The following is a 12,843-nucleotide window of genomic DNA, read 5'->3' on the forward strand; positions in this document are numbered from 1 at the left end:
TGCTTTTCCTTTACTGTGTGGTGGACGCAATAATTTACAAATATTTTCAATCCACGATGAGCGAATTTGATGCTCAATCTCTGCAAAAGGGATCTTTGGGATAGATAACATGGAGCTGGTCGGCACATCAGGATATAATTCTGCAAGCGAAATAAACCGAGATTACCCTGTGCCAGAACTCAATACCGTCACCGCACCTAAACCCATGCCTCTGCTAACCTCCAAGATCAGCGATCAGGATCCTCAATCGTTACCCAATAAGATTGTTGATGCGTTTGCAGAACGAGCGAAGCATGTTGGTATTCGTTCCATCGCTATCGGTGATATTGCGAAAGAGCTACGCATTAGCACAAAGACGTTTTATAAGTATTTTCGCACTAAGGACGATATCGTTCATGAGATGATTGTGCGCTGGGAAAGCCGTATTCATAAACCCATCGAATACTATGGTGATGATCTCTTAGAAATCTTGCGTTTATGGGTAAAAATCTGGGTTGATAACGATGCACGTTTTTCAACGGCATTTTGGACCGATCTAAAATCAGATTACCCAGAACTCGGCAAGGTGTATGTGGATTCGCTGTACCAACGTATGGCCGTAATGAAACAGCGCGTCACGCCGTTTTTAAAAGAAGGGCTGAATCACGACTTCGTGTGGTCGGTTTACTTTATTTTAATGGCGGGCTGTGCCAAACGCACGAATTACGAAAAAATCGGCATGACACAAAAGGAATCAGTGTTCGAAGCGTTTGAGTTTTGGGTTAACAGTGTTGTCGATCTCGACAAATTAAACGCAGCCCAACAACAGAATAATAGTTGAGCCACGCTCGTTTTTCGCTGTCGGCTTAGGGTAGCGCGTAGGCTACCAATTGAGCCGGCGCACCCGCACCCCCCGTCGCCATCACAATGTATTGCTTACCTTGATAGCTGTATGACATCGGCGTACCAAAAGGCGGCACATTCATTTTTTCGACCCACTTAACTTCACCCGTCTGCTTATCAAAAGCGCGTAGATACCATTCGGTTTTGGAATAGGCAGAGGAATCGAACTCACGTTGTACCTGATTAACAAACAGCAAGGTTTTTGTTACTAAAGGCCCACCACTCGATAAAAACGAATGACTGGAATTACCCAGGTCCGGCAGGTTTAAGTGTTTGATTGCAGGATGGTCTTTTGGCCCCTTGCCGTGCGCAACCTGCCAGGCGATCTCTCCCTGGTTCAAATCAATGGCAGTGACGGTACCGTATGGCGGCTTCAATAAGGGCAAGCCATTAAGCGCCTTAATATCCGGCGATCGCCCACCTCCCATATAACGCGGCTGACCTTTACTTTCATCACCTTCACGCAACGCTGCAAAAGACGGCTGGTTTGCTGACTGAACAAATAGATAGCCCAGCTCAGGATCAAAACCAGCACCACCCCAGTTAGCACCACCCGAAGCAGCAGGCACTTGGATCGTGCCGCGATTGGTTTCAGTGGCTAAACTAGGCGGCGTGAATAATGGGCCGAGTTTGTAGTTTTCAACAATTTTTAAGGCTGTCGCTTTTAACTCCGGCGTAAAATCAATGAGATCATCTTCACTGATACCTTGTTTGGCAAACGCTGGCGGCTTGGTTGGAAATGGCTGGGTTGGCCAAGCCTCTTCGCCGGGAACGTCCGATGCAAGCACAGGTCGCTCTTCGATTGGCCAAACGGGTTCCCCAGTCTCTCGATCTAGCACATAGGTAAAACCTTGCTTACTGATCTGCGCCACTGCTTTAATTTTTTTGCCCTCAACCGTAATGTCGACCAAATTGGGGGCGGCTGGAAAATCGTAATCCCACAATCCGTGATGAACACCTTGGAAGTACCAGACCAGCTTTCCTGTTTCGACATCAATGCAAAGTAGGCTTTCGGCGTAAACCGTACTGCCCTTACGATGCCCTCCATAGTAGTCATTACTGGGGGTGCCTGTTGGGACATAGACATAACCCAACTCCGGATCGACACTCGACATAGTCCAGGAATTGGCCCCACCGGTGTACTGCCACGCATTGTCTTGCCACGTTTCAACCCCCGGCTCACCAGCTTGCGGAACCGTATGAAAAATCCATTTTTGTTTTCCTGTAACCACGTCGAAGCCACGCACGTGACAGGTGGGTGTTTCGACACTGCGCACACCGTCGCTCACGGTACAGTTAACAACAATTGTATTTTTCACAATGGCGGGTGGCGCACTGTAGCCGATCATGCGGCGTTCATTTTTGTTTCGGGTAATGCCTTCCTGTAAATCAACTCGCCCATCGTTACCAAAACTGTCGATGATTAACCCCGTGTCTGCATTAACCGCGATCAGCTCACCAACGCCAGTGGTAATAATAATTCGCTTGTCATTACCCTGCTCCCAATAAGACACACCGCGATGCTGCCAGCCCGAGTTGGGTGGTCTTCCTTGCGTGTAGGCTTCGGGGTCAAATGTCCACAATGTTTCACCGGTCGCAGGGTTAAGTGCCGCAATAACGTTTAAGCTCGTACTAGTGTAGAGCTTTCCATTAACCATGAGCGGAGTTGCTTTAAAATATGACGGTCGCTGACGGGTCGCGCTATCGACTAGCTTATTGTCGACACTATCCCACACCCAAGCGACTTGCAGTTGATTGACGTTTTCAGCATTGATTTGATCGAGCGGTGCATATTTATTACTGCTCGCTTCACCGCCGTAATAGCGCCATTCAGTTTGTTGGTGACCATTTGCGTGACGGGTACTGTCGTCGATTACAGAGCATCCCGCTAATGCAAAATTACCTGCCAAAAAAAACAACAGCGATGATAGTTTTCTATGTTTCAATTGTTGCACTCTATTACTCCGCACTCATCCACTCAATCGTGGCTTTTAGCTCTTCTTCGGTACAGTCTGCGCAACCACCTTTAATCGGCATACCACCAAAGCCTTCCAGGGTATGTTGCAAAAGCACAGCCATCCCCTGCTCTTTTCGCCCTTCCCAGGCAAAACTATCACCGAGCACCGGTGCATTTTCCCAGCCCGTACCATGACAACTAAAACAAAACGTATCGAAAATGGTTTGCGGGCTTCTAGCTTGTTCCGCCGTGGCTAAATCAGGGATGAACCCTACGAAAAAACAAAGCCCAATTAGGATATTCAATTTACTTCGTTGCATGTTCACATCGTCACTCGATTATTTATTCATCAAACTCACAAAAGCTAATTACAAAACCTTAGCTATTTATTATTTGTGCCTGTTAACAAAATCAATCACAAGTTTGTTCACGGCCTCAGGTTTCTCTTGTTGCAGCCAGTGACCAATCTCCGGAATTAATACAACGCCCTCTAGCCCCGGTACGGCGCGTTTCATTCCAAACTCGAGTTGCTCTTTGGTAGCACCTCTTATCACGACATCTTTTTCACCCGCAATAAATAAGACCGGTTGCGTAATTTTGGCATCAGCTAATTCTGGTGTGATTTCCCAGTTGCGATGCATATTGCGGTAATAGTTTATCCCGCCGCGGAAACCCGCTTCCGTAAACTCATTTACATAGTAGTCCAGATCTTCCTTACTCAGCCAATCTGGTCGCTCTTTAGGTGCCCCGCGACGAGGGATCCAACCACCCGCGCCTCGATTCATATCGGTAATTTCTGGCTCTTCAAGCGGTGTATCTGGGGAGGTATACAATCGACTTAGTACACCACGAGGGTCGGCGTCAAACTCACGTTCGGCGACGTTCCACTCTTGGAAATACATGATGTAGAAAAAGCTATCTTTAAGACGCTTGCGCATCGAGTCAATAGGAGATTCAGTTGCTCGACCACGATAAGGGACACTCATTGCCACCAATGCTTTAAACTTCTCTGGATAAAGTAACATCGCATTCCAGGTTACAATGGCACCCCAGTCGTGCCCCACCAATATGGCCTGCTCCTCGCCCATCAAGTCAACTAATCCCGCAATATCGGCGGTTACATGTTTGATATCGTACTCTTCAATATTGTGGGGCTTGTCGGTCTTTCCATAACCCCTCATATCAGGAGCAACCACGTGATATCCAGCCTCTGCCAGAGCGGTTATTTGGTGTCGCCATGAGTACCAGGACTCCGGCCAACCATGCACCAAAATCACCAGCGGCCCCTCGCCCATTTCCGCGATACGCATCGTAATACCGTTGTTTTCAACCATCCGGAGTTGAGGCTCGGTAGTTGCGCTGTAGGCCGCGAAAGAGGCCATCATTAAACAAAAACTCGCGATCAACTGTACCGCGCGCAACATCCAGACGTGCATTGTCTGAGACATGGTATTTACTCCACTGTAGGCAAATGACGAATTGTAAGTGGCACGTAGAATACTGAAAAAGCGCGCCCGTTTCTCTAGCCAGCCGGGAACACTGCAAAACTTTACATGAGGCGTTTCTATACTGAGGCTTAAGGCATCAGCCTGTATTGTTAGGTTAAATTTTAGAGGAGTGCATTAAGGGAATAGACATTGACGATAAAACAGAGGGGTATGAAGGCGCCCACTACAAGCGCCTAAAACTTATTCAAACCAAGCAGATATACCCAGTGCTCAGGCTTATCTGCTAACGGGTTAATCCACCAATGGTTATTGAGACGCCGCCGCGCTCATTTGCATTAGTGCTTTTTTTTCGGCATCGGTTAACGCGGGCGCGTCACTGCAGCGTTGATCCGTTTTCTGAATTGCAGAAATAACGACTTTCCCTATAGGTAATGGGTCGCAACCGTGGCCAGTTTCACAGACCAAATCCCACTGAGGTTCCGCTTGAACGTGACAACCAAAGCAATTACCACCAAAGCGATTCACCACATCAACAAAACCACGTTTACCAATTTTCGTTTTACCAGAGCTGACATCAAGCTCAAAAAATTCCCAATCTTTTGTCGCCGGGCTAGTACCCTCCGCACGCTTCACCATGACTTCCCCAGGCACCAATTGCACAACTGAGCCTTCAGGATATCTCCCTCCATTTTCTGAATGAGCGACAGCGAGCGTTTCTTCAACATTTCCGGCCAGATTATCGACGAAGAAGCCGCGCACCGGTGTCATGTCAAACAAACACTTAAAACTCTCTTCACTGACATCGAAGTTCTCTTCAGCACTCACCGTACCCGACACTAACGCTGTAATACCCAATATGACGCCGATACAGCGCTTACCCACGGTTAATATAGACATGTTAATTGGCTCCACTATTATTTAGCTTGTCAGCTGGTTGAATTTACTTTGCCTGCTAATTATTTGCGCACAATATATCTTAGGGCTTGCCAAGTCAATTAGTTTGCACGCAAAATACCGCACATGAGAAAATCAATCGCCAATCCATCAGCCAGCGACCTCCTGAAGCTTGATAACCAAATATGCCATTCGGTCTATTCTGCCGCGAATGCGCTTGTCCGAGCATATCGCCCGCTACTCGAACCACTGGATCTGACCTATCCGCAGTACCTCGTCATGCTCAGCCTGTGGGAGTCGGATGGTGTCAATATTAAGCGCATCAGCGAACATACCCGCCTTGATTCAGGCACGCTAACGCCGATTCTTAAGCGCCTTGAGCAAAAGGCTCTGTTAGAGCGTTTAGCTTCACCAAATGATGAGCGCCAAAAGGTGATCGTGCTCACTAGTGCGGGTAAAAAGCTACGCAAAAAAGCGGAAGCCATTCCTCATCAAATCTATTGCCTCGGGATTTCAGACCTTAAAAAAATCGTACAACTGAAATCTCTTTGTGAAGAAATGTACCAAGAACTGACCCGCGATGACGGCTAATAGACGACATTTGCCATGGCACTGCCCTGTTTGCCAGTTCTCTCTAGATACGAGCCACTCTCCATGGTGTTGCGATAACCGCCACAGTTTTGATGTCAGCAAGCAGGGGCATGTCAATTTATTACTTGCTCATCACAAACGCAGTAAAAACCCAGGCGACAGCAAAACCATGCTGCTTGCTAGGCGTCAATTTTTACAGCGTGGGTACTATCAACCGTTACTCGACGCTATTGCAGAGACTCTCACTGACAATACACCCACGTCCGCAACGCCAACTACCCTATTGGATAGCGGCTGCGGTGAGGGATATTACCTAAACTACATCACATCAAAGCTAACAACAGACATCATTGCTGGTGGTTTTGATATTGCGAAAGACGCGGTACAGATGGCGGCAAAACAATACCCCGACATCGATTGGGTATGTGCCAGCAGCAAAAACATACCACTTCAAGATAATTCGATAGGTGGCATTCTCAATGTATTTGCACCCACGTCAGAAGAAGAGTTCGCACGTATTCTTTCACGCGACGGCGTGTTGATTGTTGTCGGGCCAGGACCACAACATTTAATCGAAATAAAACAAACGATATATTCAACGCTCAAGCCCTATGCAGAACCAACACAACTTATAGGGCTTAATAAAGTAGCACAACGGCAAGTCACGTTTGATATAAGACTAGATTCAAGTGAAGAGTGGAAAGATCTGCTGACAATGACGCCATTTTTTCACCGTGGCAACACAGAGGCCAAACAACAATTGTTGTCAAAACCGCCCCTTTCATTACGCTGCGACTTTATTATTAGCGCATACCGACATCAGTAAACTTATTGCGCTTGCAAAAAATCACAAAATAACTGCCACGATTTTTTAAAGTCGGCAAGCCCAAAACCAAGACGAAAATGCGGTGCAAGATCACCAATAAAACTGCTACTAGGAAAAACCATAACACCCGTCTCTTGCACCAACTTCTCCGCAAACCTTTCGCTACTATTGACACCAAGGAGTTGTGGATACGCAATGATACCAGCCTGCGGCGGCAACCATTCCAGTTTACTGTTAAGATCAGCGAGAGTATTGGTAATAAAGCGCAGATGATCAGCCATATAGGCTCGATTTTTTTCTAACCAATGGTCTTTTTGTTGCAACACAACGGTCGCCAGCCACTCGTCAGGGGTACCGGTACAGATCGACAAAGATTGTTTTATCTCAACAACGCGGTCGATAAACTGCTGATCTTGGCAAGCCAACCACCCCACGCGAACACCCCCCAAACCATAAGGTTTAGCGATAGACCCTAAGCTCACGGCGCGCTCGTACAACTCGGCCGCAGGCGCCAAACAATTACCAGGATCATATTCGAGACCGCGAAATACTTCGTCGCTGTAAAGCCAGGCATTGGTACTTTTTAAACGTTCGATAATTTTCGCTTGCTGTTGTTGACTGATTAACGCCCCAGTTGGGTTATTAGGAAAATTAAGAATGGCCAACGCAGCTGATGAATTGAGAATTTCACAGAATTGATCTTCAGAAAAAACCCACCCTGAGGTGGTGGGCCGCAATGGCGAGGTAATGACGTTCGCACCCAATGCTTTTGGCAACGCAATAAGCGGTTCAAACTCTGGCTCGATTGCTGCAACCAGCGCAGATTGAGTGGAATCGTTTATTGCCAAACCTTGGTCACCTAGCAGCGCGTAGAGAGCGCAAAAAGCCGCTTCCTGCGCGCCAGCGAACACAACGATATTGTCGGCAGACAAGCCAGGATAGTCGTTCGCTATTACCTCTCTTAAGGCCAAACCACCTCGATCAGCCGCATAACCTAGCGGCAGTTTTTCCCATTCTGATCGTTGTTTTCCCGACACGCTACTAAGAATTTCATCCAAAGTGAGCGGCTCGAGTGTCGATGCCGACATCCGATAACGGGCATGACTCGCCCACCGCTTGGGAAATTCATGCATTTTGTATGACGGAAACCTGAGCATTGCATCAACCCCTGCCATCGGTTCTCTAGCGCTTTCGCCACACCGTTAGTTCAGCCAGCGTGTGTTGATACTTGCGCGCCGTTTCACGTATGACGAAGGGGACATCTTGTGGGTCTGCGAGCATTTCAAATGTCTTATCGAGAGCATCATGTAAACCATCAAGCGTCGTATAGTTCTCACCATCACGTTTGAAACCACCTAACCAATTTTCAGGCTCAGTAAAATCTGCAAGCCACGTGTAGGGTGACGTAAGCACTAGCAAGCCACCTTGGTTAATTCGTTCGGTAATTAACCTCAAAAACTTTTGCGGTGAATACAAGCGATCCAATAAATTACCGGCAAACACCAAATCATAGTTATCGTATTTCTCATGCAAATTGCAGGCATCCCCTTGCATGAATACACATTTATTGGCGACGCTTTGTAAATTAAGGTCGGTTAAGCGCACCTCTTTATATTCAAATAGATCACCTTGCTCGCGGATGGTATAGCGCTTAACACCAGAGGTTTGGAGCTCTACAGCCTGCGAAATAAAACGCGCGGAAAAATCTAACCCATCCACATGATCAAATTCCCGTGCTAATTCGAAGCTACTTCGGCCAACCGCACAACCTATATCCAGCGCTCTGCGGGTTGGCTGCCCTTTCATATGTGACAAACAAATTTCTGCGCAAGCTTTTGGGAAGTTCTCGACACCGAAATAATTAGCGCCATAATGGAATTCGAGATATTGACTGACTTGTTCGTCAGTTTCATAGGGGTTTGCCGTTACATCGATCTCTGCGTCTGATTCCACATAACGTAGCCCAGCGTGCTGAAAAAAATGCCTGCGGAACGCGTAGCGAGAATCTTTAATTGCGTAATTTCCTGTTGAAAAGAAACAGCCACCTTTAATGAGGTTGTGCTTGCCATCGAATGTTGGCGTTGAAAAATCATCATAAACAGGGTGCACGTCAAACCCTGGCAACGCATCGATAGGCGTTTCAGTCCACTGCCAAACATTGCCAATTACGTCATAGAATTGGCTGCCGTTTTTAAACTCAGTTGCAAACTTGTTAACTGGGCAGGCTGATGCGCCATATTCAAGATTGATATTTCCCGGCGCCTTATCCCAAGTTGGTTGATCTGCCTCTATCTCATTTCGTAAACAGTACCACTCGGCTTCAGTTGGCAAACGTATTGGTCTACCTAATTTTTCTGATTTCCACTCACAAAATGCTTTCGCTTCTAAGTAATTTACATCCACCGGCCAATCCCATGGCATTGCAATCACTTCAGCCATAGCGCGATAGACATAGCTATCACCCTCCGGAACCCAGAAACTCGGATATTGCGCCTGCGTATAGGTTGCCCAGCCCCATCCTTCTTCAGTCCAATAGGCTTGGTTTTGATATCCACCATCCTCAACAAACTCTAAAAACTCATGATTCGACACTAGAAATTGTGAGGCATTAAACGCGGCAACGTTAGTTGCTAAATTGCCATATTCGTTGTCCCAGCCATACAGCGGGTCATCTTTACTTTTACCTTGTGTAATGAGTTGACCGTCTACCGGTAATAATTCATTGCTCGGTGCCGTACCCGTTTCATCGCATATAGAAAAGAGTGGATGAGGCTTGACACATCGCAACGGCAACTGGCGTATCAAGACCGATGACGTTTCTAAATGAATGCGCTCATGCTCGATACCCATCATGAGAATCCAATAGGGTGAATCCCAGGTTATAGGCAAGGTTAATGGCGTTTCATCTATGACACGATCCACTACCTCACGCACTTTGTCTCTGTAACGTTTGACTTCATTGGGTGTTGGCCAATCATAATTGGTCTCATCGAGATCATCCCACGACATTTCATCAACGCCGATAGCCACTGTGGATTCCAATTTGGAATCAATACGCTCAGGTATTACTTTGGCAACATGCAGCTTGTTGATAAAAAAGACTGCTGTGTGCCCGTAGTAAAAAATCAGGGGATGGCGAAGCGGCGTCGCTTTCTCGTAATAGGCATTGTCGTCAATCAAACACTCAAATAACTTTTCGTACAGCGTAAAAGTGTTATGAAAATAGTCGCGGATTTCTTGTTTTTTCGCTTCAGGGTCGCTACCCGTTAATAGCACTGTGCGGGTATTAAGCAGTGCTGACTCTTGTGGGGTAAGCGGACGGGGAGTACTCATGAGGAGATATCCTTTCTTATTTCAGCCAGCTGGACGAGCTGGTAGGAACAGAGGCAATGGTCGACCTATCAGCCTGATAACAGGTTCAACACAGTAATGAGTTGAGCTTACAATTTCAACCTTGTTTGTATATTTGTACAGTATTACATACTGAAAACTCAGGCGTTATACGTCACTTTAGCAAAGATGGATGACCAAAGCGTGACGAATACCGCCACCCCTTTACGCGCGAGCCGCTCTACAAGTTACGGGTCATGCCTATCCTTGATGTACTCACACTTATTATGGTTTACCATTCCACTGATGTCGTAATACATGACACCCCATCTCTTGAAACTAAAAGGCTCTATTGTGGACTGCTGCTCTCAACCCGGACTCATGCCTCTCGCGCAAGCCCTTGATCAACTGCGCAACACTATCACCCCCATCAGCGATGCTGAAACAGTAGCTATAGAACACGCCAGAAACCGAATTTTAGCGCGCACAATCACGAGCAGCATTGCTGTGCCAGGCTTCGATAACTCCGCTATGGATGGTTACGCCTTTCGTTTTAACGATATCCATACCCACGCTTCTCTACAGGTTGTTGGAAAAAGTTTTGCAGGCACCCCCTATAAGGGCAATGTGTCGAGTGGCCAATGCGTAAGGATAATGACCGGTGCTGTATTACCGGCCGGTTGCGACACAGTGGTTATGCAAGAAAATGTCGACAGCCAGGAGGTAAATAACGAGGCGCACATTTCGCTTAACCACCCTCCCAAGTCCTGCGGCGCGCATGTGCGCTATGCCGGAGAAGACTTCCAGATAGGCGATGAACTACTATCCACAGGTAAGCGCTTAACCTCGCGCGACCTCTGCTTACTTTCATCTGTCGGCATCGCCGAGGTCACTGTGTATCGTCGATTGAAGGCCGCGGTATTCTCTACAGGGGATGAGTTAAAACGCGCAGGAGAACCACTCTCATCTGGTGATATTTTTGACAGCAATCGGATTTTGATTGGACAAATGCTCGAATCGCTCAACGTCGATGTGATCGATTTTGGCATTATTCCTGATGATTTAACTGCGCTCGAAGCGTGCTTTCAAAATGCTCTGAATGAAGCCGACTTTATCGTGACCTCTGGCGGCGTTTCTGTAGGTGAAGCAGATTACACGAAGATCATTTTAGACAAGCTTGGGGATATCGACTTTTGGAAAGTTGCCATTAAGCCAGGGAAGCCTTTTGCGTTTGGCACCCTAAAAAATTCGCAAGGTCGCGACGTGTATTTTTATGGGTTACCCGGCAACCCAGTCTCTTCCAACGTCACCCTTCACCAGATTGGTGTACCCGCCATTCGCCAACACGCGGGTGAGTCTCCGGAGAATATTCACGCGCCCGTGACACTATCCGCTATCGCGACAAGAACATTCAAAAGTGGTCAAGGACGCATAGATTTCCAGCGCGCACTATTATCCCAGTCACCGAGCGGGCAGTGGCAAGTTGGTAGCGCGGGAAATCAAAGTTCTGCGGCCATGCTATCGATGAGCCGCGCCAATTGTTACGTCATTTTTGATAGCTGCAGCGAAGGCTGTAACGAGGGCGATGAGGTTACTGTCCAGCCATTTGACCAGTGGCTAATGTAACCACCGAGTAAAATACTAGACTCATCATATTGCTGATGAATAAAACATATCCGCGTTTTGACTATTTTCAAACAAAAAAAAGCCATCGATAGATGGCTAAGAGAGAGTTTAATCCGTAGAGGTCATTGCCCCCTGTCGAGGGAGCGATAAAGAAAATCAAGAATCATGAAGAGGCTGCGGTTGATTGAAGATGGATCCATCGTTCTGCATCATAGTCAATCCAACGCCTAACGAGTTGCCACCCTTCATCTGCAATTTTTGAATAAATATTGATAACCTCGGTACACAATTTAAAAAGCTGCGGGCCATCAACATCAGCGCCTTGCCCGCCCAGCAACTCATCCTCAAGGCGACCAAATAGAAAAATGAGTTTTATTTCAAATAGCTTGACGTCACTTAATGAACGGTACTCTTCATTGATTATCGTTTCTAAACGGCTAGATTGGTGACGCAACTTTTCGTTTTGAATGCGTACACTTTCAATTAAATAGCGCAACTTTCTATCAAGCTGGTATTCGACTCTACCAATCGACGCGGCGTGAGACGATAGACCACGAATTTTAGCCAGCTGCTCAATCACCTTCGGCAACTGCTGAGCGACAAAATTTAGCAATTCCAGCTGTTTGAAAGAATGGGGATAGGTGACTGTCGACTCGTGTTCTTGCTCTGATATCAGTTGATCCGATAATGGCAGCTTAAGCTCGTCACTTAGGCGACTAATCATGTTGAGCAATTCTTCAACAAAGTGCGAGTGAAGCTCAAAATTATCTAACACGTCGTCATCACGCCAATCATGAGTAATGGTCCGCCAAGCCTGATGAAGACACTCCTTGTCTCGGTCGGATAACAACTCACCTGTTTCTTCGACAAATACTTCCAATGCGGTCAGTTGATGACGCAATTGTGACTGAAGCTGCTCAATCTCTTCACCAAAGTATTCGCTTCCCGCCAAGAGAGACATACTCATTCCGCGGTGAAGCTGAACCGCCGTGACCATTTGCGTCAGCTGGCGAATGAGCAGCAAAGTATCTTGCCGTGCACGTAAAGAGCGCCAAAACGTTTCGAATGTCTTCTGTTCATCTTTGTCCGGCGTAGGCTCGGATAGCTGAGCGTCCAATATTGGTGCAGACGCAGATTCAATTTGACTTGTCATAGTGCGTTATTGTTTGGCCCGGGGCCGAGTTGATCCATTTTATATCGTGAAGCGCCACTATTTAGGGGGCTCTCGCCTTAATCGCTCTCACAGTGAATTCTTGGTTAAAAGGTTCACTGCAAGCGATATGCCAGCC

Annotated in this window: 11 protein-coding genes; 4 read left to right on the forward strand and 7 right to left on the reverse strand. The window is 47.1% G+C overall.

All coding sequences use genetic code 11. From position 1 onward, the window contains the following. Nucleotides 1-109: 109 nt before the first annotated feature. Nucleotides 110-820, forward strand: coding sequence for a TetR/AcrR family transcriptional regulator (locus ACZ5NB_RS17815; RefSeq protein WP_460234052.1), 711 nt, complete (start codon nucleotides 110-112; stop codon nucleotides 818-820). Nucleotides 821-845: 25 nt separating this feature from the next. On the opposite strand, the gene ACZ5NB_RS17820 is transcribed toward ACZ5NB_RS17815, so the two are convergent. The 4 genes from ACZ5NB_RS17820 to ACZ5NB_RS17835 form a co-directional block, all read right to left on the reverse strand. Next, nucleotides 846-2,837 (reverse strand): pyrroloquinoline quinone-dependent dehydrogenase, encoded by a 1,992-nt coding sequence (locus tag ACZ5NB_RS17820; RefSeq protein WP_460234053.1) that lies wholly within the window; start codon nucleotides 2,835-2,837, stop codon nucleotides 846-848. A 4-nt stretch (nucleotides 2,838-2,841) separates the two neighbouring features. After that, on the reverse strand, nucleotides 2,842-3,159 hold the full coding sequence (locus ACZ5NB_RS17825) for a c-type cytochrome (protein ID WP_460234054.1): 318 nt from the start codon (nucleotides 3,157-3,159) through the stop codon (nucleotides 2,842-2,844). 69 nt (nucleotides 3,160-3,228) lie between these two features. After that, a complete protein-coding gene (locus ACZ5NB_RS17830) occupies nucleotides 3,229-4,287 on the reverse strand; it encodes an alpha/beta fold hydrolase (protein WP_460234055.1) in 1,059 nt (352 codons plus the stop codon). A gap of 306 nt (nucleotides 4,288-4,593) precedes the next feature. Then, nucleotides 4,594-5,184, reverse strand: a complete 591-nt coding sequence (locus ACZ5NB_RS17835) for a hypothetical protein (protein ID WP_460234056.1) — start codon at nucleotides 5,182-5,184, stop codon at nucleotides 4,594-4,596. Between the two features lie 123 nt (nucleotides 5,185-5,307). Between ACZ5NB_RS17835 and ACZ5NB_RS17840 the strand changes: the two genes are divergently transcribed. Both ACZ5NB_RS17840 and ACZ5NB_RS17845 read left to right on the forward strand, forming a co-directional pair. Next, nucleotides 5,308-5,772, forward strand: coding sequence for a MarR family winged helix-turn-helix transcriptional regulator (locus ACZ5NB_RS17840; protein ID WP_460234057.1), 465 nt, complete (start codon nucleotides 5,308-5,310; stop codon nucleotides 5,770-5,772). After that, nucleotides 5,762-6,598, forward strand: coding sequence for a putative RNA methyltransferase (locus tag ACZ5NB_RS17845; RefSeq protein ID WP_460234058.1), 837 nt, complete (start codon nucleotides 5,762-5,764; stop codon nucleotides 6,596-6,598). Before ACZ5NB_RS17840 ends, ACZ5NB_RS17845 begins: the two co-directional genes overlap by 11 nt. A gap of 2 nt (nucleotides 6,599-6,600) precedes the next feature. On the opposite strand, the gene ACZ5NB_RS17850 is transcribed toward ACZ5NB_RS17845, so the two are convergent. Together ACZ5NB_RS17850 and ovoA are read right to left on the reverse strand one after the other, a co-directional pair. Beyond that, on the reverse strand, nucleotides 6,601-7,773 hold the full coding sequence (locus tag ACZ5NB_RS17850; protein WP_460234059.1) for an aminotransferase class I/II-fold pyridoxal phosphate-dependent enzyme: 1,173 nt from the start codon (nucleotides 7,771-7,773) through the stop codon (nucleotides 6,601-6,603). Nucleotides 7,774-7,780: 7 nt separating this feature from the next. Then, on the reverse strand, nucleotides 7,781-9,931 hold the full coding sequence (ovoA, locus tag ACZ5NB_RS17855; protein WP_460234061.1) for a 5-histidylcysteine sulfoxide synthase: 2,151 nt from the start codon (nucleotides 9,929-9,931) through the stop codon (nucleotides 7,781-7,783). Between the two features lie 315 nt (nucleotides 9,932-10,246). Between ovoA and moeA the strand changes: the two genes are divergently transcribed. After that, nucleotides 10,247-11,554, forward strand: a complete 1,308-nt coding sequence (gene moeA / locus ACZ5NB_RS17860) for a molybdopterin molybdotransferase MoeA (protein ID WP_460234062.1) — start codon at nucleotides 10,247-10,249, stop codon at nucleotides 11,552-11,554. Between the two features lie 163 nt (nucleotides 11,555-11,717). On the opposite strand, the gene ACZ5NB_RS17865 is transcribed toward moeA, so the two are convergent. After that, on the reverse strand, nucleotides 11,718-12,707 hold the full coding sequence (locus tag ACZ5NB_RS17865; RefSeq protein ID WP_460234063.1) for a lytic murein transglycosylase: 990 nt from the start codon (nucleotides 12,705-12,707) through the stop codon (nucleotides 11,718-11,720). Between the last annotated feature and the right edge of the window lie 136 nt (nucleotides 12,708-12,843).

The organism is Aurantivibrio plasticivorans, assembly GCF_055392955.1.